Genomic DNA, 21,226 nt, shown 5'->3' with positions numbered 1-21,226 from the left:
TAAACAAGGGCGCTAAAACGCTGCCGGATCACGGCGATTGCGGAGGACAGGGTGGGGACCACGCAGTTGGAATCGGTGCCGGAGCCTAAGTACTGGCACCTCAAGACCGTGCTCAGCGAAGCTTTGGACTCCGAGTTCTCGGTGGGCGAGATCCTGCCCAACGAGCGTGATCTGGCAGCCCGGTTCGGCGTCGCCCGCGCGACGCTCCGGCAGGCCCTGGAACAGCTCGAACTGGAGGGCCGGCTGCAGCGCCGCCGCGGTGTGGGGACGACCGTCGCGCCGCCGCGCATGGGCGTGGCCGTCGGCACCGAACTGCACGTGTGGCCGGGCGCGCCGGGGGACGCCTGGCAGCCCGTCGACTGCGTCACCGAGGTGCCCGCCGCGGCCGTCGCGGCGGCCCTGGAGACGGGTGCGGACGAACCCGTGCACACCGTACGGCGGTCCCGCGTGACGCACGGTCAGCGGGTCGCCGCCGAACTGCTGCACATCCCCGCCGCCTCCGTCCCCGACCTCTCGGGCATCGACGCCCCGGCCGGGGTGGCCCGCGCGCGGGCCGTGCTGCGCGAACTCCAGCGGCTGGAGCTGGAGGGCCGGGACAGCGCGGTGGAGCTCGGCTCGGCCCGCGCGGACGACGCGAAGGAGCTGGACCGCCTGCCCGGCGCCCCCGTCCTGGTCGTCACCACCCGCTACCTCGCCGCCGGCCGCACCGCCGCGCTCTCGGTCGCCACCTACCGCGCCGACACCTGCCGGCTCACCTTCGGCGACTCGGGCAACGTGGAGATCCACGAGGACCCCCACCGCCACGCGTCCTGACGCGAGCTCCGTCCGCGCGGTTCCCCGCGCCCCTCTTCGGGGCCAACTCGCAGCTGCGCGGGTCCGTCGTGGCTGGTCGCGCAGTTCCCCGCGCCCCTTTCGGGGCACGGCTGCGAGGTGCCCCTGAAAGGGGCGCGGGGAACTGCGCGAACGGGCCCCACCGGCCCGCAGATCCGGACCGACACGGCCCAGGCCCGCCTGACCCTAGCGTCGGGTGCCGCCCGTACCCTCCACGGCGAACAGCTCCTCCTCCACATGGTCCAGAGCCAAGCGCAGCGCCCCCGTGGCGACCGCCGCCTCGCCCAGCATCGACAGCGTCACCTTCGGGGGCCGCAGGCAGTAGCGGGCCAGTTCGCGGCGGAGGGGTTCCAGGACGCCGTCGAGGCCCGCCGCCCAGCCGCCGATCACGACCAGTTCGGGATCGAGGGCGAGCACCAGCGCGGCCACGTCGTGCACCAGCCGCTGGATGAACCGCTCGACGGCCGCACGGGCCCGCAGGTCGCCCTTCTTGGCCAGGGCGAAGACCTCGGCGACGGCCTGCTCGTCCAGCGGGTGCAGCGGCTCGTCCGTCGTCGACAGCAGGGTCTCCGGGGTCACCTCGCGGCCGAGCAGGTGCAGCGCGCCGATCTCGCCCGCCGCGCCGCCGTAACCGCGGTGCAGCCGCCCGCCGATGAGCGCGCCCGCGCCGGGGCTCAGCCCCGCGAGGACCATCACCATGTCATCGGACTCGGTGGCGGCGCCCTTCCAGTGCTCGGCCACCGCGGCGGCGTTCGCGTCGTTCTCGACCAGCACCGGGCACTTGAAGGACCGGCCCAGCCGCTCGCCGAGCCGCAGCCCGGTCCACTCCGGCAGCGCCGTGCCGAGCCGCACCACGCCCCCGTCCTCGACGATGCCCGGCGTGCCCACGCCGACGGCCCGCAGCGAGCCGCGGGAGACCCCGGCCCGCCGCAGCAGCTCGGCCACCGCGCCCCGCAGCCGCTCCAGCCGCTCGTCGGCGTCCAGCGTCTCGTCGACCTCGCGGGCCTGCGCGCCGATCACCCGCCCGTCCAGGTCCGCGAGGAGCGCGGCCACCCGGTGCGCGCCGACCTCCAGGCCCAGCAGATGCCCGGCCTCCGCCCGGAACCGGTAGCGCCGCGCGGGCCGCCCCTGCCGGCGTGCCATGCTGTCGTCGGCGGCCTTCTCCACCACCAGACCGGCCTCGATCAGCCCCTCGACCACGCCCTCCACGGTGGGCCGGGACAGCCCGGTGACCCGGGTGATCTCGGTGAGCGTCGCACAGTCCGTGGCGCGCAGCGCGTGCAGCACCACCGCGGAATTGATCCTTCGCAACAGCGAGGGATCCCCGCCGGTCAGCCGCCCCACCGTCCGTCCTCCCAGCTCGTGCGCGTGTTGGCCGGATCGTACTCGGCATGGCGGAAAGCGGCGATAGCCAGGTACCGCCCACCGCGTTCACTCCGGGGCCACGAACCCCGACTCGTACGCCGCGATCACGGCCTGCGTGCGGTCCCGCGCCCCCAGTTTCGCCAGCACCGCGCTGACATGCGACTTGACCGTCTCCGCACCGACGACGAGCCGCGCGGCGATCTCCGCGTTGGACAGCCCGCGGGCCATCAGCCGCAGCACCTCGGCCTCCCGCTCGGTCAGCCGGGCCCGCTCCAGCGCCGCCCGCGCGGCCGGATTCCCGCGCTCGGCGCCGTAGGTGTCGACGAGCCGCCGTACCGACGCGGGGAAGAGCAGCGAGCCGCCCTCGGCGACCAGCCGTACCGCGTGCACGATCTCCTCGGGGCGGGCCCGCTTCAGCAGGAAGCCGTCGGCACCGGCCCGCAGGGCCTCGTAGACGTACTCGTCGTTCTCGAACGTCGTCACCACGAGGATCCGCGGCGGCTCGGGAACGGTGCGCAGCACCGCGCGCGTCGCCTCGATGCCGTCGAGCAGCGGCATCCGTACGTCCATGGCGACCACGTCCGGCCGCAGCCGCCGCACCAGCGGGATCACCGCCGCGCCGTCCGCGGCCTCGCCGACCACCTCGATGTCCGGCTGTGCGTCGAGGATCGCGCGCAGCCCGGCGCGCACGAGAGGCTCGTCGTCGACGAGCAGCACGGTCAGCGGCATCCGGCCAGCGTAGATCCACTGGAGGGGAGCTCCACCCGGACCCGCCACTCGTGGCCCTCGGGCCCGGTGTGCGCCCGCCCGCCCAGCAGCGCCGCCCGCTCGCGCATCCCGCGCAGCCCGCTGCCCCCGCCCGGCGCCGAGGCGCCCGCGGCCAGCGGATTGCGCACCTCCAGCGCCACGACGGTGTCCGTGACGTCGACGCGGACCCGCACCGGTACCGGCCCCGCGTGCCGGATCACATTGGTCAGGGCCTCCTGAAGGATGCGGTAGCCCTCCCGGGAGACCGGGCCGGGCACCGACCCCACCGGACCGGTCACCTCGGCGTCGACCCGCGCACCGGAGATCCGCGCGGACTCCAGGAGCCGGTCCGCCTCCGCCAGCGTGGGCCGGCCGCTCAGCGGCCGCGGCGCCTCGCGCAGCACGCCGAGCACCCGTTCCAGATCCTCCAGTGCGGCCCGCCCGGTCTCCTCGATCGCCTGCAGCGCCCGGTCGGTGAACCCCGCGTCGCCGGCCGCGCGCGCCGCGCCCGCCTGCACCACCGCCACGGTCAGGGCGTGGCCGATGGAGTCGTGCAACTCCCGCGCGATACGGGTGCGTTCCAGCAACTGCTCGGTACGCGCCTCCAGGGCCGCCAGCCGCTCCGCCGCGGACGGACCCAGCAGCGCGCGGGCCGCGGCGGTCGCCGTGGCGCCGAGGCCGACGACGACGCCGTACAGCACGAGCAGCGGCACCGGGACGGCGGCGGCCCACCACCCGTGCCCGGCGAGCGGGCCGAGGGCCGGGATCTCGCCGGATCCGTGCCCGGTCGTCACCCGCGCCAGCTCGTAGGCGAGGATCGGCAGCCACACGCAGGCGACGGTCGTCACCGCGCCCAGCACCATGCGCACTTCGAGCCACACGACGGTCCGCAGCCGGTCGCCCCAGGTCGCCGCCGGGCCGACGGAGATGTCCGCCTCCGCGTCGCCCGGCGTCAGCAGCAGCCGCGCCTGCACGCCCTCGCCCCGGCGCACGGCCGGCACCAGACCCACCGGCGCGAGCACCGCCGCGGGCACCCACCAGTCCGCCATGTCGATGTAGAACCAGACACTGACGACGAGCATCGGCACCCACAGGTGCAGCAGCCGGGTGTACGTCGTCCCGCGGACGAGCGGGCGCAGCAGCCGGGTGTACGTCGTCCCGCGCCGGAGTGGGTGCGGCGGGCGGGTGTACGTCGTCCCGTGGGCGAGCAGGCGCGGCAGGCGGACCATGCCGTCATCGTGCCAGCCGCCGCCGGGCCGGACCTCCCCCGCGCGGGGGAGACGATCTCCACCCGCGGGGGAGGAGCCGGCCGCCCCGCCCGCGCGAGGCTGCCGTCATGACCGGCATCGACTTCCACGACCTCACCAAGGACCACGGCCCCCGGCGTGCCGTGGACCGTCTCACCCTCACCGTCCGGCCCGGCCGGGTCACCGGCTTCCTCGGGCCCAACGGCGCCGGGAAGTCCACCACCCTGCGGCTCGTCCTCGGCCTGGACCGGCCCACCTCCGGCACCGTCACGGTCGGCGGCCGGTCCTACGCCCGGCTGCGCGAACCCCTGCGCCACGTAGGGGCGTTGCTCGACGCGGGCGCCGCGCACGGCGCGCGCACCGCACGCGACCACCTGCGCGTGCTCGCGGCCACCCACCGCATCCCCGCGCGGCGCGCCGACGAGATGCTGGAGCAGGTGGGGCTCGCCCCGGTCGGCAGGCGCCGCGTGCGGACGTACTCGCTCGGGATGCGCCAGCGCCTCGGCATCGCCGCCGCCCTGCTCGGCGACCCCGCCGCGGTGCTGCTCGACGAGCCCTCCAACGGCCTCGACCCCGAGGGCATCGTGTGGATCCGGGGCCTGCTGCGTCGGCTGGCCGCGGAGGGCCGCACGGTGCTGGTCTCCAGCCATCTCATGCACGAGACGGCCGAGTTCGCCGACCATCTCGTCGTCCTCGGGCGTGGACGCCTGCTCGCCGACACCCCGATGCGGGAGTTCGTGGACGCGCGCGTACGGCCCCGGGTGCGGGTCCGCACCACGGAGCCGGCCGCCCTCGGCCGGCTGCTCGCGCGCCACGGGCACACCGCGGCCGACCAGGGCGGCGGACGCTGGAGCGTGTCGGGGGTCCGGGTGGACGACATCGGGCGCATGGCCGGCGCCGCGGGCATCCCGCTCCTGGAACTCGCTCCGGAGAACGGCACCTTGGAAGAGGCGTACCTCGATCTGACGGGTTCCGAGGCCGAGTTCACGACCCCGCACGCGCAGGAGGCCTGATCATGCGGACGACTCCCCCCATGCCCTTCCTGCCGGTGCTGCACGCCGAGTTGCTGAAGATCCGTACGGTGCGCTCGCATCTCGTCGCGCTGTGCGCGGTGCTGCCGGTCACCGTCGGGTTCTCCGTGCTCGCCGCGCGGGGCGACGGCTCCTCGGCCGAAGACCCTTTGTTCTCGGCGTTCTTCGGCGTCACCTTCGGGCAGATCGCCGTTGTCGCCTTCGCCACGGCCGTGGTGTCGGCCGAGTTCCGGGACGGCGCCCTGCGCGTCACACTGGCCGCGGTCCCGTGCCGCGTACGGTGGTTCGCCGCGAAGGCGCTGGCGGTCGCGCTGCCCGTGCTGCTCGTCGGTCTGGTCACCGGAGTCGCGTGCGGGTGCGCCGCGGCCCACCCGCTGAGCGCGGGCGAGCAGGTGCGCGGCGCGGTCGGCTGCGGTGTCTACCTGACGCTGATGGCACTGGCCGCGGTGGGCGTGGCGGCCGTGCTGCGCAGTGGCGTCGCCACCCTCGGTCTGCTGATCCCGCTGCTGCTCTCCGTCTCCTTCGTGATCGGGGACATGTCGGGCACGCTGGCGGACGCGCTGCCCGACCGGGCCGGGCAGGTGGTGCTGCACAGCGGCTCGGACGGCGCGTTCGGAATGTGGAGCGGGCTCGCCGTGACGGCGGCATGGGCGGCCGCCGCACTGCTGGCGGGGACGGGAAGGGTACGCGGATGTGACGCCTGACCGGGCACCGGATGTCAGTGCGGGCCGGTTTACTTGCTGCCATGGACATCGCGCAGTGGGCCGAGACCGTCCTCGCCCTCGACGTGCGGGACTTCCCCGCCGAGCGGGGCCGGACGGCGTACGGCAGCGGGGGACCCGGCTACCACCTGGCGGAGTTAGCCACCAGCGGCGACTTCTGGGAGGACGACGGGACGGAACGCGAGGAGACGGAGGCGCAGTTCGGGTTCGAACGCGAGGCGCTCGCCCAGCGGTTGCGTGAACACCTGGGCCAGGCCGACCACTTCGGCCTGCACAGCACCTTCGAGCGCACTGCCGCGGGCGAGGACGTCGACGAGCCGTGGGCCTCGCTCAGCGCGCACGTGCCGGACCTGCTCCTGTGGCGCTCGCCGCGCACGGGGCGCTGGGTGGCGCTGGGCGTCTCCCAGTGGGACCGCGAACTGCCGTTCCAACTGCTGGCCGTGGTCACGGACGTGGACCCGTACTGACCCCTCCGCCGTGCTCCCCTTGGCCGTGCTCCCCGCCGCCGTGCACCCCTCGGCCGTGCTCCCCGCCGCCGCGCGCGGCCTCCCGCAGGCGGGCGTACTCCTCGGCCATCGTCGCGGCCGTCCAGTGCGCGTTCAGCCCGCTCGGGTTCGGCAGGACCCACACCCGGGTCCGGCCGAACGTCCGCTCCTGCGGGCCGACCTGGGCCAAGCGGTCGCCGAATGCCGCCCGGTAGGCGGTCACCCCGACGACGGCCAGGAAGCGGGGTTCGAGGCGGGCCACCTTCAGCGCGAGCAGCCGCCCTCCCTCCCGGTACTCCTCCGCGCCCAGCTCGTCGGCCCGCGCGGTGGCCCGCGCCACCACGTTGGTGATGCCGAGCCCGAGGGACGGCAACCGCCCCTGCTCCGCGGGCCGCAGCAGCCGGGGCGTGAACCCCGACAGATGCAGCACGGGCCAGAAGCGGTTGCCGGGGCGGGCGAAGTGGTGGCCGGTGGCCGCCGTCATCAGGCCCGGGTTGATCCCGCAGAACAGGACGTCGAGGCCGTCCGCGACCACGTCCGGGACGAGCCGGTCGCGGGCGGCCTCCAGCTCCGCCTGGGTGAAACGGGTCAGAGGATCGCCCCCGGCGTGTAACCGGCCGCCTCGGGGTGCTGCTTGAGGAGCTCCTCGATCCGGCCGGCGACCACGCCGACCTGGGCGGCCGCGGCGCCGGTGAACGACAGCTTGTCCGCCATCAGCGCCTCCAGCGCGGCACGGTCGAGGGGGAGGCGGTCGTCCGCGGCCAGCTTGTCCAGCAGGTCGTTGCGCTCGGCGCCCTGCTCGCGCATCGCGAGCGCGGTGGCCACCGCGTTCTCCTTGATCGCCTCGTGGGCGACCTCGCGGCCGACGCCCGCGCGGACCGCGCCCATCAGCACCTTCGTCGTGGCGAGGAACGGCAGGTAGCGGTCCAGCTCACGGGCGACGACCGCGGGGAAGGCGCCGAACTCGTCGAGCACCGTCAGGAACGTCTCCAGCAGGCCGTCGAGCGCGAAGAACGCGTCCGGCAGCGCGACCCGGCGGACCACCGAGCACGACACGTCGCCCTCGTTCCACTGGTCGCCGGCCAGCTCGCCGGTCATCGAGGCGTAGCCGCGCAGGATCACCATCAGGCCGTTGACCCGCTCGCAGGAGCGCGTGTTCATCTTGTGCGGCATCGCGGACGAGCCGACCTGGCCCGGCTTGAAGCCCTCGGTGACCAGCTCGTGCCCGGCCATCAGGCGGATCGTCTTCGCCAGCGAGGAGGGCCCCGCGCCCAGCTGCACCAGCGCGGTGACGACCTCGTAGTCCAGCGAGCGCGGGTAGACCTGGCCGACCGAGGTGAACGCCTGCGAGAAGCCGAGGTGGCGGGCGATCCGGTCCTCCAGCTCGGCGAGCTTGTCCGCGTCGCCGCCCAGCAGGTCCAGCATGTCCTGGGCGGTACCGACCGGGCCCTTGATGCCGCGCAGCGGATAGCGCCCGAGCAGCTCCTCCACCCGGCCGTAGGCGACGAGCAGCTCGTCCGCGGCGGTCGCGAAGCGCTTGCCGAGGGTGGTGGCCTGCGCGGCCACGTTGTGCGAACGGCCGGCCATGACCAGCTCGGCGTACTCGCCCGCGAGCCGGCCGAGACGTCCGAGGACCGCCACCGTGCGGTCGCGCATCAGCTCCAGCGACAGCCGGATCTGGAGCTGCTCGACGTTCTCCGTGAGGTCGCGGGAGGTCATGCCCTTGTGCACGTGCTCGTGCCCGGCGAGGTCGTTGAACTCCTCGATGCGGGCCTTCACGTCGTGCCGGGTGACCTTCTCGCGCTCGGCGATGGAGGCCAGGTCGACGGTGTCGAGGACGCGCTCGTAGTCGGCGATCGCCGCGTCCGGCACCTCGATGCCGAGGTCCTTCTGGGCGCGCAGCACGGCGAGCCAGAGCTGCCGCTCCAGCCTCACCTTCTGCTCGGGGGACCAGAGCGTGGCGAGCTCGGCGGAGGCGTAGCGTCCGGCGAGGACGTTCGGGATGCGGGGCTTGGCGGGCGCAGAAGTCACGTGACGTGATTCTACTGGCGATTCGTGCAGGCCAGCGACGCGGCCGGGGTTGTCGGAACCTACGAGACGCCCGTCACGCGCCCGCGCCGGGGAAGTCCCTACGCGACCGGGCCGTCGTACGGCAGCAGCTCGGGGCGCTTCGGCGGCAGTCCGTCGCCCGACGAGCGGCCGGTGAGGCGGCGGCCTATCCACGGCAGCAGGTGCTGCCGGGCGAACCGGGCGTCCGCGACCCGGCGGGCGGCCCACCCGGGCGGCAGCGTGGCCGCCATCGGGGTGCGCCACTCGGCGTCCTCCGCCGCGTAGCCGAGCGTCTGCCAGACCGCCTCGGCGACCCGGCGGTGCCCCTCTGCCGTCAGGTGCAGCCGGTCCACGTCCCACATGCGCGGGTCGGCGAGCGAGGGCGCGCCGTACAGGTCGACCACCACCGCCCCGTGCCGTTCGGCGAGGCCGTCGACGTGGGCGAAGAGTTCCTCCATGCGCGGCCGGAACCGCTCCAGGACGGGCCCCTGGCGGCCGGGGCTGCGCATCAGCACGAGCTGCTTGCAGGACGGCGCGAGCCGCTCGACGGCCTCCGTCAGCGCGCCCTTGACCCGCTCCATGTCGCACTTGGGGCGCAAAGTGTCGTTGAGCCCGCCGACGAGTGTGATCACGTCGGGGTTCATGGCCGCGGCGACGTCGACCTGCTCGTCGAGGATCTGGCCGATCAGCTTTCCGCGCACCGCCAGGTTGGCGTACCGGAAGCCGGGCGTCCGCGCGGCCAGCCGGGCCGCCAGAAGGTCGGCCCAGCCCCGGTAGGTACCGTCCGGGAGGAGGTCCGACATGCCCTCGGTGAAGGAGTCGCCGATCGCGACGAGACTGCTGTGGGTGGGATTCGTGTGCATGGCGACAGCGATGGTAACCCGCCTCCATACCCGCCGGTCGGTCGGCCTCCCCGGGCGCGGAGGCAGCCGGCCGGCCTCTCCGGGCCGGGCGGCCGCCGCTCGGCCTCCGGGCCGGCGGACGAGCCGTCCCGAGGAACGGCGGGCCGCTCAGACCGGCTGCCCGAACAGCTCCCGCAGCACGTCCTCCATCGTCACCAGTCCCGTGAGCCGCCCGTCCGCGCCCTGCACCGCCGCGAGATGCGTCCGGCTGCCGCGCATCGCGGTCAGCACGTCGTCCAGCGGGGTCGCCTCCCGCACCCGCGCGATCGGCCGCATGTCCCCCATCGGGAACGGCGCGTCCCGCGGCAGGGAGTCCAGCGCGTCCTTCACGTGCAGATAGCCGACGATGCGCCGCTCACGGTCCACCACCGGGAAACGGGAGAAGCCGGACTCCGCCGAGACCGCCTCCAGCTGCTCCGCGGTGATCCCGACACCCACCCGCACCACCCGCTCCAGCGGCAGCATCACCTCGCGCACGGGCCGCCGCCCCAGCTCCAGGGCGTCGTTCAGCCGCTCCAGCGCCCGCGCGTCGATCAGGCCCGCCGCGCCGGAGTCCTTCACCAGCATGGCCAGCTCGGCGTCCGAGAACGCGGCCGCGACCTCGTTCTTCGTCTCGACGCGCAGGAGCTTCAGCAGCCCGTTGGCGAACGCGTTGACCGTGAAGATCACCGGGCGCAGCGCGCGCGCCAGGGTGACCAGCGGCGGCCCGAGGAACAGCGCGCTGCGCACGGGCTCCGCGAGGGCGATGTTCTTCGGCACCATCTCGCCCAGCAGCATGTGCAGATACGTCGCCAGGGACAGCGCGATCGCGAAGGAGACGACGTGTCCGACGCCCTTGGAGACGCCCAGCGCGTGGAACACCGGCTCCAGCAGATGCGCGATGGCCGGTTCGGCGACCACGCCCAGGACCAGGGTGCACAGCGTGATGCCGAGCTGGGCCGCCGCGAGCAGCGCGGAGACGTGCTCCAGGCCCCACAGCACGCTCTTGGCCCGCCGGTCGCCGTTCTCGGCGTGCGGCTCGACCTGGGAGCGGCGTACGGAGATCAGCGCGAACTCGGCTCCGACGAAGAACGCGTTGAGGACCAGGGTGGCGAGGCCGACCAGCAGCTGCAGCGCCGTCATCGGGCGTCCTCCTCGTCCGAGGCGATCGGGGCGTGCAGCAGGACGCGGGCGGCCCGGCGCCCGGCGTCGTCGACGACGTCGAGCCGCCAGCCGGCGACCTCGACGGTGTCGCCCACGTCCGGTATGCGGCCGAGCCGCGTCGCCACCAGCCCGGCCAGCGTCTCGTACGGCCCCTCCGGCGCGCGCAGGCCCACCCGGGCGAGCTGGTCCATGCGGGCCGAGCCGTCCGCCGAGTACAGCGCGCGGCCCTCGTCGTCGACCCCGGCGAGCGCGAGGTCCGGGGTCTCGTGCGGATCGTGTTCGTCGCGGACCTCGCCCACGACCTCCTCGACGATGTCCTCCAGTGTGGCGACGCCCGCGGTGCCGCCGTACTCGTCGATGACGACGGCCATGGTGCGCTTGCCGGAGAGCCGGTCGAGCAGCCGGTCGACGGTGAGCGTCTCGGGGACCAGCAGCGGTTCGCGCATCACCTCGGCGACCGAGACCCGGGCCCGGCGCCAGGCCGGGACGGCCAGCACGTCCTTGATGTGCGCGGTGCCCACGACCGAGTCCAGGCTGTTCCGGTAGACCGGGAAACGGGACAGGCCGGTGGCGCGGGTCGCGTTCGCGACGTCCTCACAGGTGGCCTGGACCTCCAGGGCCATGACCTGGACGCGGGGCGTCATCACGTTCTCGGCGGTGAGGTCGGCGAGGTTCAGGGTCCGTACGAACAGCTCGGCGGTGTCCGGCTCCAGGGCGCCCTCCCGGGCGGAGTGCCGGGCGAGCGCGGCCAGTTCCTTGGGCCCGCGGGCCGACGCCAGCTCCTCGGCGGGCTCCAGGCCGAACCGCCGTACGATCCGGTTGGCGGTGTTGTTGAGATGGGTGATGAAGGGCCGGAACGCGGCGCTGAACACGCGTTGCGCGTTGCCCACCCGCTTGGCGACGGCGAGCGGCGAGGAGATGGCCCAGTTCTTCGGCACCAGCTCGCCGACGACCATCAGGAACACGGTCGACAGGGCCGTGCCCAGCACCAGCGCGACCGAGCCGGCCGCCGAGGCGGGTATGCCGATCGCCTCCAGCGGACCGGCCAGCAGCTTGGCGATCGACGGCTCGGCGAGCATGCCGACCACCAGGTTGGTCACGGTGATGCCGAGCTGCGCCCCGGACAGCTGGAAGGTCAGATTCCGTACGGCCTCCAGGGCGCCGGAGGCCCCCCGCTCACCGCGCTCGGCGGCCCGCTCCAGCGCGCCCCGCTCGACGGTGGTCAGCGAGAACTCGGCGGCGACGAAGGCGCCGCAGGCCAGCGAGAGCAGCACCGCCACGAGAAGCAGAAGCACCTCGGTCATCGGCTCACCTCCGTCCCATCGTCGGACAGGGCACGGAGGTTCGCTCGGTGTCGGTCGCCGGGAAGCTCGTCCATGGGCGGACGTTCACACCTTTCATCGGAGGGCGGGTCACTCTCCGATGGTAAAGGAAAGGCAAAGGGGCCGGGAGTCCCCGATCCGGGTGATCAGTCGGCGAGCGGCTTGACCCAGCGCCGCCAGTGCTCCTCCGGCTGGTACCCGGCCGCCCGCCAGGCATGCTGCCCCGTCTCGTTGCGCACCAGGACCATCGCGTCCCCGCGCCGGCCGCCCAGCCGGACGAACCGCTCCTCGGCCGCGGCGAGCAGCGCGGAGCCGATGCCCTGCCGGCGCCGCTCCGGGTCCACGGCCAGCCGGTAGAGATGGCAGCGCCAGCCGTCGAACCCGGCGATCACCGTGCCGACCAGCACCCGGTCCCGCTCGGCCAGCAGCAGCGCCTCCGGGTCCCGCGCCACGAGCCGTTCCACGCCGTCGCGGTCGTCGCTGATGCTCGTGCCCTCCGCGGCGGTCTTCCAGAAGGCCAGCACCGCGTCGAGGTCGGCGGGCCCGGCGGGGCGGATGCGCAGCTCCGCAGTCATGTTTGTCATGCCCCTGATCCCAGCACGGAGGGTGCCCGCCGCCCCGGCATTTCCGCGATGTGGACAGCCGGGCGGGATCCCCGAGCCGGCCGCCCCTCTCACTCGTGCGCGATCGCCGCCAGCACGTTCATGCGCGACGCCCGCAGCGCGGGCAGCAGCGCCGCCACCACCCCGACCACCGCGGACCCGATGACGACCGCGACCACCGTGCTCCACGGGATCGCCAGCGCCTTCAGGCCCCGCAGCGCCAGCACCTGCTGCGTGCACACCCCCCACACCAGCCCCAGCGCGAGCCCGAGGACCGCGCCGAACACCGCGATCACCACCGACTCCAGCCGGATCATGCGCCGCAACTGCCGGCGCCCCAGGCCGATCGCGCGCAGCAGACCGATCTCCCGGGTGCGCTCGACCACCGACAGCGCGAGCGTGTTGACCACGCCCAGCACCGCGATCACGATCGCGAGGCCGAGCAGCGCGTACACCAGGTACAGCAGCACCGCGATCTGGTCGTGCACCAGCTGCTTGTAGTCGGCCTGGTCACGGACCTGGACCTGGGGATACGGCCGGAGGGTCCGGTCGAGGCGGGCCCGCAGGGTGTCCGCGCCGGTGCCGGGGGAGGCGTTGACGTAGAGCGCGGAGTCCTGCCCGCTCGGGACGTACTTCTCGACCGTGGCGATGCCGAAGTAGAGCCCGCCCTGCGTGCCGAAGCCGTCGGCCGTGTCCTGGTTGGTGAGCGCCCCGACCCGCAGGGAGGTCTTACGGCCGCCCTGGAACTCCACCGGCAGGACGGTGCCGATCCGCACGCCGTGGTCCGCGGCGAAGCCCGCGTCCATGGCGAGGCTCCCCGGCGCGAGGGCCGACGTCGTGTTCCCCGCCTCGTACTTGATGTGGGCGACGTCGTCGAGCCGGTCGTCATACCCGGCCGCGGTGGTCTCCACGCGCCGGCCGTCCGGCAGCCGTACCGCCACCGCCGCGAACCGCTGCCGTACGACCAGACCGACACCGTCGGTCGCGCGGACCGTGCCGGTCACCTCGGACGAGAACGGCAGGAAGTTGCCGTTCTGGACGACGAAGTCCGCGCCGAGGGTCTTGTCGATCTGCTCGTCGAAGGAGCGCGACATGGACGCGCTGGCCACCGACATGCCGGTCACCAGGGCGAGCCCCACCATCAGCGCCGACGCGGTGGCGCCGGTCCGGCGCGGATTGCGCAGGGCGTTGCGCTGGCTCATCCGGCCCACCGAGCCGAACACGGCGGGGAAGGCCCCGCCCAGCACCCGGATCACCGGGCGCACCAGCAGCGGTCCGGCGATCACGGTCGCGACGAGGGTGAGCACCACGCCGAGCCCCAGCAGCGAGGCGGACGTCGCCGTGCGGTCGGCCGCCGCACACCCGGCGAGCGCGGCCGCGCCGACCGCCCCGACCAGGCCGCCCACGATCGCCCGTACCGTCAGCGGCCGTCCCACCCCGGCCACCTCGGCGTCCGCGAGCGCCGCCATCGGCGACACCGCCGCCGCCCGCCGGGCCGGGAGGTACGCCGCCACGAAGGTGACGCCCACGCCGACGGCGTACGCCGCGACGGGGGTGCCCCACCCGATGACCATCTCCGCGGTGCTGAGGTTCATGCCGAAGGCGCTCATCAGCCCGATCAGCCCGACCGCCAGCCCGATCCCGGCCGCCAGACCCAGCGTCGACCCGACCAGGCCGAGCAGCACCGCCTCGGTGAGGACGGACCGGCGCACCTGACGCCGGTCGGCGCCCAGGGCCCGCAACAGGCCGAGTTCCCGGGTGCGTTGCGCGATCAGCATGGAGAAGGTGTTGACGATGAGGAATATCCCGACGAGGGTCGCGATCCCGGCGAAGCCGAGCATGACGTACTTGATGACGTCGAGGAACGTGCCCAGTTGGGCGGCCGCGGACTTGGCCTGCTCGCCCGCTGTCTTCACGTCGTAACCGGTGCCGCCGAGCGCGGCGACGACCCGGCGCTTGAGCACCGCGTCGTCGACCCCCTTCGCCGCGTCCACCGAGATGCTCGTCGCCCGACTCGTCGAGCCGAGCAGCCTGCGCTGCGCCGTCGGCGTGTCCAGGAAGACCAGCGCGGAGCCCGGGTTGGTGGTGCTGAAGGTGGCGATGCCGACGATCCGCACCCGGAAGGTGCCGGGCTGCGCCTGCACGGACATGACGTCGCCGATCCCCAGGTGCCTGCGGTCGGCGGTGTCCGCGTCGAGCAGCGCCTGGTCCGCGCCGTGCGGGGCGTGCCCGGAGGTCAGCCGCACCGGACTGCGGTCGGTGACGTACCAGTTGGTGACGATGGTGGGGGCGCCGGTGGTCGGGCCGACCGGGTCGTTCCTCGCGTCGACGACCGTGACCTGGTTGGTGGCCGCGTCGATGTGGGTCGCGGCGACACCGTCCACCTTCGCCACCGTCGCGGCCAGCGCGGCGGGCAGGGTCTGGGTCGCGCCGGTCGGCACGGCGGAGGTGAGGTCCTGCTTCGGCTCCACCGTCACATCGGCGGAGGTCGACGCGAACAGCCGGTCGAAGGTGCGCGAGACCGTGTCGGAGAAGATCAGGCTGCCCGCCACGAAGGCCACGGACAGGACGATCGCCAGGGCGGACAGCAGCAGCCGCCCCTTGTGGGCGAGAAAGCTGCGCAGCGTCGCCTTGAGCACGGGGTCAGTCTCCCTCGGCGACGCCTCGTTCGGCCGCGTGCGATGCGGCTGTGTCGCCGTGCTCCGTCGCGTCCGGCTGCCCGCCGAGCGTGGAGCGGATGCCGTCGAACCGCTTCATCCGCTCCAGCACCGCGTCCGCCGTGGGGCGCTCCATCGCGTCCACGATCCGCCCGTCCGCGAGGAAGAGCACCAGGTCGGAGTGGGCCGCCGCGCCGGGGTCGTGCGTCACCATGACGACGGTCTGCCCGAGGCCGTCCACCGCCTCCCGCAGAAAGCCGAGCACCTCCAGACCCGCCCGGGAGTCGAGGTTGCCGGTCGGCTCGTCCGCGAAGATCAGCTCCGGCCGGGAGGCCAGCGCCCGCGCGCACGCCACCCGCTGCTGCTGGCCGCCGGAGAGCTGGGCGGGCCGGTGCTTGAGGCGGTCCCGCAGCCCCAGGGTGTCGATGACCTGGTCGAGCCACTTCTCGTCCGGCCGGTGACCGGCGATGTCCATGGGGAGCGTGATGTTCTCGAGGGCGTTGAGCGTCGGGATGAGGTTGAACGACTGGAACATGAAGCCGATCCGGTCCCGGCGCAGCCGCGTCAGCTCCCGGTCCCTGAGCCCGGTGATCTCCGTGCCGCCGAGCCACACCTGACCGGCCGAGACCGTGTCGAGGCCGGCCAGACAGTGCATCAGGGTGGACTTCCCGGAGCCCGAGGGCCCCATCACGGCGGTGAAGCGGCCGCGCGCGATGTCGACGTCCACCGCGTCCAGGGCGAGGACCGTCGTCTCGCCCGTGCCGTACGCCTTGGTCAGGCCCCGGGCGCGGGCGGCGACGCCGGTGTCCTGGGCGTGCTCCGCAGCAGATGTGGACAAGACTGCCTCCCTGGCGGTCCTTCGCGGGCATGGCGTGCTGACAGACTCCGTTTCCCCGGCCGAGCGTAATGTGATGCGGCCCACAGCCGGTATCCCCCCGAGGTCGCAGGCGGCTTCCTCCCCAGGTCGGGCATCCGACACCGGTGTAGGGGGCACTCTCCACCCGGGAGAGGAGCCTTGCCGTGCTAGCGCTGCGGCGCTAGCTTCGAGTCATGGCGAAGACTCAGCTGAACGTGCGCGTGGACGAGGACACCGCCCGCGCGGCGCGCGAGCGCGCCGTGGCCCGCGGCATGAGCGTCAACCGCTACATCGAGGAACTCGTCCGGCAGGACACCGGCGAGGCGGGACACACCTTCGTCGAGGCCGCCGCGGACTTCATGAAGCAGTACGAGTCCGTGTTCGCGGGGGAGCAGACCCGCACCCCGGCACCGGTCCGACCATCCGGCGAGCCCGGCGCCGCCGCCCGAGCCCGCGAAGAGCGCCGCTGACCCGCTGAGCGACGACTCCCCGGACGCAGACCCCTTGAGCGACGACTCCCCGGACGAAGAACCCTTCAGTGACGACTCCCCAGGCGAAGACGCCTTGAGTGACGACCCTTCGGACAAAGGCCCGTTGAGCGAAGACCCCCCGGACAAAGGCCCCCTGAGCGACCTCGCCGTCGACCTCGCCTGGCTGCTCATGCTCGCCGAGCAGCGGACCCCCGGCGACGCCCAGGTGGCCGACTGGGGCGCGCTGGTCGCGGCCGTCGCCCGCCATCGCGCCGAGATATTCGGCGTCCCGGTCTACGACACCCCGCACGCCCGCGCCGCCGCGCTGCTCCAACTCCTCATCCGCGTCCCCGCCCTGGAGCGCTCCAACGCGCTCTTCGCGTGCGCGGTGGCGTACGGCTACCTGGTCGCCTCCGGCCTCAAGCCCGCCCCCTCGGCCGAGCAAGTGCGCGACCTGGCCCGGCTGGTGGCGACCGGCGAGGTGTCGATGCACGACATCGCGGGCGAACTCCGCCGCTGGGGCGCCTGACAACTGGCGCGCTGGACCGCCGTGTCCGGCCCCGGGCGGCTCGGGGTCTTCGTCTCAGACCGCCTCCACCGGCCGCCACGCCGTACCCAGTACGCAGTACGACGTCGGCAGCACCGGCCCCTTGTCCGGAACCAACAGCCGCCGGTACGGCCCGAGTTCGAAGCCGGCCTCCCGTACGGCGGCGATCGGGTCGCGCGCCAGACGGCAGCCGCCGTTCAGTGCCGGCCACACCGTGCGGTCCAGGGTCCGCTGGGTGACGCCCATCAACCGGCCGCCGCCTGCGCCGTGTTCGAAGAACCGCAGCTCACCGCCCGGCCGCAGCACCCGCCGCGCCTCCGCGAGCGCTCGCGGCACATCCCGCACGCTGCACAGCACCAGCGACAGGACGGCCGCGTCGAACGCCTCGCTCTTGACCGGCAGCGCCTCCGCCGCACCGGGCGCGACGTCGACCGGCACCTCCGCGCGCAGGGCCGCCTGAACGGCCGCCTGCCGCAGGGTGTGCTCCGGTTCGATCGCCACGACCTCGGCGACCGCGCCCGGATAGTGGGCGAAGTTCAGCCCGTTGCCCGCGCCGATCTCGATCACCCGGCCGGAGAGCCCGGCGAGCAGCCGGTCGCGCAGGGCGGCCATGCCGAGCGCGCTCTCCGCCCGCACGCTGACCCGCGTGTAGTACCGCGCGAAAAGGGGGTGGTGGACGGCGTCCCGGGTGGTTCGCGTGGTCATGGCGGACCTCCTGCGCGCTGGCCGATACCGCGATTCTTCCCGCAACACCGCCCGCGCACCCCCTGCGGCTCACGCCCGACCGCTCACGCTTCACCGTTCACGCTCCATCGCTCACCGGGCCTGCGCGGCCTCCCGCCCCGGGAACGCCCGCGCTGCCTCCCGCTCCCGGAACGCCTCCGCGTCCCACCGGCCGTGCAGCCCGGGGGCGAGCCAGCCCGGAGCCGCCGCCCGGAACGCCGCCGGGGTCAGCGAACCCGCGCCCGCGGGCAGCGCGCCCAGCAGCGGCGCGCCCGCCACCTCCGGCAGGTCGGCGAGGTTGCAGCGCGCCGCGAGATCCGGCTCCTCGGGCCAGCTGCCGATCACCACGCCTGCCAACTCGATCTCACGGAACCGCAGTTCACGAGCGGTCAACTCGGTCGCGTTCAGGGTGCCGAGACCGGCCGGGGCGACCACGAGCACCGGTGCGCCGAGCAGGCCCGCCGCGTCCGCCAGCGTGCCGCCCGCCGCGTCGAACCGCACCAGCAGCCCGCCCGCGCCCTCGACCAGCACCAGGTCGTGCTCGGCGGCCAGCTTCTGCGCCGCCTCCGCCACCTGCTCCGGGCCCACGGGAGCGAGACCGGCCCGGCGCGCCGCGGTCGCGGGCGCCAACGGCTCGGGAAAACGGGCCAGTTCGGCGGCGGTCACGGGGCCCGCGAGCCGCGCGACCTCCTCGGCGTCCCCGGGCTCGTCCGGTCGTACCCCCGTCTGGGCCGGCTTGAGCACGGCCACCGAGCGGCCCGCCGCGAGCGCCGACGCCGCGACGGCGGCCGTGGCGACCGTCTTGCCGATCTCCGTGCCCGTCCCGCTGATCACCAGAATCGGCATGTCATCCCTCCCGCGCCGCGGCGCACACCGCGCGCGCGATCCGTGCCACGTCCTCGTCACCCGTCACATACGGCGGCATCGTGTACACGAGGTCGCGGAACGGCCGCAGCCACACGCCCTCGCGGACCGCGGCCCGGGTCGCCGCCGCCATGTCGACCTCGTGGTCCAGCTGGACGACCCCGATGGCGCCGAGGACCCGTACGTCCTTCACGCCGTCGAGGTCCGCCGCCCCGGCCAGCCCGTCCCTGAGGCCCGCCTCGATCCGCCCGACCTCGGCGCGCCAGTCCTGCCCGAGCAGCAGCCCGAGCGAGGCGCAGGCCACCGCCGCGGCCAGCGGGTTGCCCATGAACGTCGGGCCGTGCGCCAGCACCGGCACCTCGCCGCGCGAGATGCCCTCGGCCACCCGCGAGGTGCACAGCGTCGCCGCCATCGTCAGATAGCCGCCGGTCAGCGCCTTGCCGACGCACATCACGTCCGGGGTCACGCCCGCGTGCTCCGCCGCGAACAGCGCGCCGGTGCGCCCGAAGCCGGTGGCGATCTCGTCGAACACGAGCAGCACGCCGTGCTCGTCGCACGCCTCGCGCAGCACCCGCAGATAGGCGGGGGAGTGGAAGCGCATCCCGCCCGCGCCCTGCACCACCGGCTCGACGATCACGGCGGCCAGTTCGTCGGCGTGCCGGGCGACGAGCGCGCGCAGCCGGTCGGCGTACCGCTCGTCGAACTCGGCCGGAGGCGCGTCGGCGAAGATCTGGCGCGGCAGGACCCCGGTCCACAGGTCGTGCATCCCGCCGTCCGGGTCGCACACGGACATGGGTTGCCACGTGTCACCGTGGTAGCCGCCGCGCCAGGTCATCAGCCGGTGCTTGCCGGGCCGCCCGAGCGAGCGCCAGTACTGGAGGCACATCTTCACGGCCACCTCCACCGACACCGAGCCGGAGTCGGCCAGGAAGACGTGCTCCAGACCCTCGGGCGTGATGTCGACGAGGAGTTTCGCCAGACGTACGGCGGGCTCGTGGGTGAGCCCGCCGAACATCACGTGGCTCATCCGGCCGAGCTGGGCGTGCGCGGCCTCGTTCAGCACCGGGTGGTTGTAGCCGTGGATGGCCGACCACCAGGAGGACATGCCGTCGACCAGCTCGCCCGCGCCGTCCGCGAGCCGCAGCCGGACCCCGCTCGCCGACTCCACGACGAGCGGTTCCTGACGGCCCGGCATGGGTCCGTACGGGTGCCAGACGTGCCGCCGGTCGAGTGCGAGCAGCTCGGCCGTGTCCGGCCCCGCGACGGACGCGGGGCCGGGCGACGCGAGGTCGGGCGGGGACGCGGGCAGGGCGTCAGGCATTGGGCGCCAGGTCCGTTCCGGCGCCCCGGCGGCGGACCGCCACGAGGTCGGGGCGCGGCTCGTTCGGGCCGGCGGGAGCGGGAGCGGCCTCGGTCGAGGCCTCGGCCGGCGCCGCCGTCGTCGTACCGCAGACGCCACCGCCCGCGTGGGAGCCGCAGACGCCGCCCGCGTGCGAGCCGCAACCGCCGCCCGCGTGGGAGCCGCAGCCGGCCTCCTCGTGCGAGCCGCAGCCGCCGCTCTCCGTGCCCGCGTGTGCGCCGCAGCCGCCGCCGGCGACCCGGTGCTCGGGCAGGGTGACCTGGTCGGCGCCCTCCACCTCGAAACCGGCGTCGGCGATCATCTCCAGGTCGGCCTTGCCGGCCTGGCCCTCGCTGGTGAGGTAGTCGCCGAGGAAGATCGAGTTGGCGAGGTTCAGCGCGAGCGGCTGCATGGTGCGCAGATGGACCTCGCGGCCGCCCGCGATGCGGACCTCGGAGTCGGGGCAGACGAACCGGACCATCGCGAGGATGCGCAGGCAGCGCTGCGGGGTCAGGTTCCACTCCTTCGCCAGCGGAGTTCCCTCGAACGGGATCAGGAAGTTCACCGGAACGGAGTCCGGGTCCAGCTCGCGCAGCGAGAACACGACGTCAACCAGGTCCTCGTCGCTCTCACCCATACCGGCGATCAGGCCCGAGCAGGCGGAGAGCCCGGCCGCGTGCGCCTTCTGCACGGTGTCGACCCGGTCGGCGTACGTGTGCGTGGTGGTGATGTCGCCGTAGGTGGCCTCGGACGTGTTGAGGTTGTGGTTGTAGGCGTCCGCGCCCGCCTCGCGCAGCCGCTCGGCCTGGCCGTCGGAGAGCAGGCCGAGACAGGCGCACACCTCGACGCCCTCGTTCTGTTCCTTGATCGTGCGGATCGTGTCCGACACCCGGTCGACGTCCCGGTCCGTCGGACCGCGCCCGGACGCCACCAGGCAGACCCGCTTCGCGCCCCCGGCCAGGCCCGCCGCGGCCGCCTCGGAGGCCTGGTCGGGCTTGAGCCAGGTGTACTTCAGGATGCCCGCCGTCGAGCCCAGGCGCTGCGAGCAGTACGAGCAGTCCTCCGGGCACAAGCCGGACTTGAGGTTGACGAGGTAGTTCAGTTTCACCCGTCGGCCGAACCAGTGCCGGCGCACCTTGCCGGCCGCGGCCACCACATCGAGCAGGTCGTCGTCGGAGGTGGCGAGAACGGCCAGAGCTTCCTCGCGGGTCGGCGTCTCGCGCCGAAGCCCCTTGTCCACCAGCGTGTTCAGCAGGTCCATGAGGGTCGATCCTGTCCTACAGGAGGGTCCGGGGCCAAGGAGAGTCCGCACAACAGACACGGT

At 73.9% G+C, this 21,226-nt stretch carries 21 protein-coding genes; 6 read left to right on the top strand and 15 right to left on the bottom strand.

What is annotated here, in order from left to right; genetic code table 11:
* Positions 1–51: 51 nt before the first annotated feature.
* On the top strand, positions 52–813 hold the full coding sequence (locus tag WN71_RS15905; RefSeq protein WP_046587597.1) for a GntR family transcriptional regulator: 762 nt from the start codon (positions 52–54) through the stop codon (positions 811–813).
* Between the two features lie 204 nt (positions 814–1,017).
* Here WN71_RS15905 and WN71_RS15900 read toward each other — a convergent pair whose 3' ends face one another.
* The 3 genes from WN71_RS15900 to WN71_RS15890 form a co-directional block, all read right to left on the bottom strand.
* Positions 1,018–2,175 (bottom strand): ROK family transcriptional regulator, encoded by a 1,158-nt coding sequence (locus tag WN71_RS15900; RefSeq protein WP_046587595.1) that lies wholly within the window; start codon positions 2,173–2,175, stop codon positions 1,018–1,020.
* Positions 2,176–2,262: 87 nt separating this feature from the next.
* Positions 2,263–2,925 (bottom strand): response regulator transcription factor, encoded by a 663-nt coding sequence (locus WN71_RS15895; protein ID WP_046587593.1) that lies wholly within the window; start codon positions 2,923–2,925, stop codon positions 2,263–2,265.
* Positions 2,916–4,172: a sensor histidine kinase gene (locus WN71_RS15890; RefSeq protein ID WP_079177889.1), complete on the bottom strand. Its 1,257-nt coding sequence runs from the start codon at positions 4,170–4,172 to the stop codon at positions 2,916–2,918. Before WN71_RS15890 ends, WN71_RS15895 begins: the two co-directional genes overlap by 10 nt.
* Positions 4,173–4,279: 107 nt before the next feature.
* Between WN71_RS15890 and WN71_RS15885 the strand changes: the two genes are divergently transcribed.
* From WN71_RS15885 to WN71_RS15875, 3 genes are read left to right on the top strand one after another with little or no spacing between them, the layout of a single operon-like run.
* Complete coding sequence (locus WN71_RS15885; protein WP_046587590.1) at positions 4,280–5,203, top strand: ATP-binding cassette domain-containing protein; 924 nt, start codon at positions 4,280–4,282, stop codon at positions 5,201–5,203.
* Positions 5,204–5,223: 20 nt separating this feature from the next.
* On the top strand, positions 5,224–5,925 hold the full coding sequence (locus WN71_RS15880; RefSeq protein ID WP_046587793.1) for an ABC transporter permease: 702 nt from the start codon (positions 5,224–5,226) through the stop codon (positions 5,923–5,925).
* A 41-nt stretch (positions 5,926–5,966) separates the two neighbouring features.
* The gene (locus tag WN71_RS15875; RefSeq protein ID WP_046587588.1) at positions 5,967–6,410 is read left to right on the top strand and encodes a hypothetical protein; all 444 of its coding nucleotides are present in this window, start codon (positions 5,967–5,969) and stop codon (positions 6,408–6,410) included.
* On the opposite strand, the gene mug is transcribed toward WN71_RS15875, so the two are convergent.
* The 8 genes from mug to WN71_RS15835 all read right to left on the bottom strand — a co-directional run bounded on the left by mug (position 6,388) and on the right by WN71_RS15835 (position 15,941).
* Complete coding sequence (gene mug, locus WN71_RS15870; RefSeq protein WP_079177888.1) at positions 6,388–7,020, bottom strand: G/U mismatch-specific DNA glycosylase; 633 nt, start codon at positions 7,018–7,020, stop codon at positions 6,388–6,390. The genes WN71_RS15875 and mug overlap by 23 nt on opposite strands.
* Entirely contained in the window at positions 7,017–8,459 is a 1,443-nt protein-coding gene (gene purB / locus WN71_RS15865) for an adenylosuccinate lyase (RefSeq protein ID WP_046587585.1), read from the bottom strand. The genes mug and purB overlap by 4 nt, the downstream gene beginning before the upstream one ends.
* A 98-nt stretch (positions 8,460–8,557) precedes the next feature.
* Entirely contained in the window at positions 8,558–9,340 is a 783-nt protein-coding gene (locus tag WN71_RS15860; RefSeq protein ID WP_046587582.1) for an SGNH/GDSL hydrolase family protein, read from the bottom strand.
* Positions 9,341–9,487: 147 nt separating this feature from the next.
* The gene (locus WN71_RS15855) at positions 9,488–10,501 is read right to left on the bottom strand and encodes a hemolysin family protein (RefSeq protein ID WP_046587580.1); all 1,014 of its coding nucleotides are present in this window, start codon (positions 10,499–10,501) and stop codon (positions 9,488–9,490) included.
* Positions 10,498–11,826 (bottom strand): hemolysin family protein, encoded by a 1,329-nt coding sequence (locus WN71_RS15850; RefSeq protein ID WP_046587578.1) that lies wholly within the window; start codon positions 11,824–11,826, stop codon positions 10,498–10,500. Before WN71_RS15850 ends, WN71_RS15855 begins: the two co-directional genes overlap by 4 nt.
* A gap of 164 nt (positions 11,827–11,990) precedes the next feature.
* The gene (locus WN71_RS15845; protein WP_107469663.1) at positions 11,991–12,428 is read right to left on the bottom strand and encodes a GNAT family N-acetyltransferase; all 438 of its coding nucleotides are present in this window, start codon (positions 12,426–12,428) and stop codon (positions 11,991–11,993) included.
* Between the two features lie 89 nt (positions 12,429–12,517).
* Entirely contained in the window at positions 12,518–15,085 is a 2,568-nt protein-coding gene (locus tag WN71_RS15840) for an ABC transporter permease (protein ID WP_046587572.1), read from the bottom strand.
* Between the two features lie 4 nt (positions 15,086–15,089).
* Positions 15,090–15,941 (bottom strand): ABC transporter ATP-binding protein, encoded by an 852-nt coding sequence (locus WN71_RS15835; RefSeq protein WP_046587570.1) that lies wholly within the window; start codon positions 15,939–15,941, stop codon positions 15,090–15,092.
* A 212-nt stretch (positions 15,942–16,153) separates the two neighbouring features.
* Between WN71_RS15835 and WN71_RS15830 the strand changes: the two genes are divergently transcribed.
* Both WN71_RS15830 and WN71_RS15825 read left to right on the top strand, forming a co-directional pair.
* On the top strand, positions 16,154–16,429 hold the full coding sequence (locus WN71_RS15830; RefSeq protein ID WP_046587568.1) for a hypothetical protein: 276 nt from the start codon (positions 16,154–16,156) through the stop codon (positions 16,427–16,429).
* A gap of 154 nt (positions 16,430–16,583) precedes the next feature.
* On the top strand, positions 16,584–16,958 hold the full coding sequence (locus tag WN71_RS15825; RefSeq protein WP_046587788.1) for a hypothetical protein: 375 nt from the start codon (positions 16,584–16,586) through the stop codon (positions 16,956–16,958).
* A gap of 54 nt (positions 16,959–17,012) precedes the next feature.
* Here the strand turns inward: WN71_RS15825 and WN71_RS15820 are convergent, their stop codons facing one another.
* The 4 genes from WN71_RS15820 to bioB form a co-directional block, all read right to left on the bottom strand.
* Positions 17,013–17,681 carry a class I SAM-dependent methyltransferase gene (locus tag WN71_RS15820; protein WP_046587566.1) on the bottom strand — a complete coding sequence of 223 codons (669 nt, stop codon included), beginning with the start codon at positions 17,679–17,681 and terminating at the stop codon, positions 17,013–17,015.
* A gap of 111 nt (positions 17,682–17,792) precedes the next feature.
* The gene (gene bioD / locus WN71_RS15815) at positions 17,793–18,545 is read right to left on the bottom strand and encodes a dethiobiotin synthase (protein ID WP_046587564.1); all 753 of its coding nucleotides are present in this window, start codon (positions 18,543–18,545) and stop codon (positions 17,793–17,795) included.
* Between the two features lies 1 nt (position 18,546).
* The gene (locus tag WN71_RS15810) at positions 18,547–19,884 is read right to left on the bottom strand and encodes an adenosylmethionine--8-amino-7-oxononanoate transaminase (RefSeq protein WP_420856503.1); all 1,338 of its coding nucleotides are present in this window, start codon (positions 19,882–19,884) and stop codon (positions 18,547–18,549) included.
* Positions 19,877–21,163 (bottom strand): biotin synthase BioB, encoded by a 1,287-nt coding sequence (bioB, locus tag WN71_RS15805; protein WP_046587561.1) that lies wholly within the window; start codon positions 21,161–21,163, stop codon positions 19,877–19,879. Before bioB ends, WN71_RS15810 begins: the two co-directional genes overlap by 8 nt.
* Between the last annotated feature and the right edge of the window lie 63 nt (positions 21,164–21,226).

The organism is Streptomyces mangrovisoli (assembly GCF_000974985.2).
GTDB lineage: Bacteria > Actinomycetota > Actinomycetes > Streptomycetales > Streptomycetaceae > Streptomyces > Streptomyces mangrovisoli.
This window is presented reverse-complemented; position numbering and strand designations above follow the sequence as displayed.

Bases quoted from the DNA above. Each gene is read 5' to 3' on its own strand.
- WN71_RS15895 (WP_046587593.1), bottom strand. From the start codon at position 2,925: ATGCCGCTGACCGTGCTGCTCGTCGACGACGAGCCTCTCGTGCGCGCC.
- WN71_RS15845 (WP_107469663.1), bottom strand. From the start codon at position 12,428: ATGACAAACATGACTGCGGAGCTGCGCATCCGCCCCGCCGGGCCCGCC.
- bioB (WP_046587561.1), bottom strand. From the start codon at position 21,163: ATGGACCTGCTGAACACGCTGGTGGACAAGGGGCTTCGGCGCGAGACG.
- WN71_RS15820 (WP_046587566.1), bottom strand. From the start codon at position 17,681: ATGACCACGCGAACCACCCGGGACGCCGTCCACCACCCCCTTTTCGCG.
- WN71_RS15810 (WP_420856503.1), bottom strand. From the start codon at position 19,884: ATGCCTGACGCCCTGCCCGCGTCCCCGCCCGACCTCGCGTCGCCCGGC.
- WN71_RS15880 (WP_046587793.1), top strand. From the start codon at position 5,224: ATGCCCTTCCTGCCGGTGCTGCACGCCGAGTTGCTGAAGATCCGTACG.
- WN71_RS15830 (WP_046587568.1), top strand. From the start codon at position 16,154: ATGGCGAAGACTCAGCTGAACGTGCGCGTGGACGAGGACACCGCCCGC.
- WN71_RS15855 (WP_046587580.1), bottom strand. From the start codon at position 10,501: ATGACGGCGCTGCAGCTGCTGGTCGGCCTCGCCACCCTGGTCCTCAAC.
- WN71_RS15860 (WP_046587582.1), bottom strand. From the start codon at position 9,340: ATGCACACGAATCCCACCCACAGCAGTCTCGTCGCGATCGGCGACTCC.
- WN71_RS15885 (WP_046587590.1), top strand. From the start codon at position 4,280: ATGACCGGCATCGACTTCCACGACCTCACCAAGGACCACGGCCCCCGG.
- WN71_RS15875 (WP_046587588.1), top strand. From the start codon at position 5,967: ATGGACATCGCGCAGTGGGCCGAGACCGTCCTCGCCCTCGACGTGCGG.
- WN71_RS15850 (WP_046587578.1), bottom strand. From the start codon at position 11,826: ATGACCGAGGTGCTTCTGCTTCTCGTGGCGGTGCTGCTCTCGCTGGCC.
- WN71_RS15890 (WP_079177889.1), bottom strand. From the start codon at position 4,172: ATGGTCCGCCTGCCGCGCCTGCTCGCCCACGGGACGACGTACACCCGC.
- bioD (WP_046587564.1), bottom strand. From the start codon at position 18,545: ATGCCGATTCTGGTGATCAGCGGGACGGGCACGGAGATCGGCAAGACG.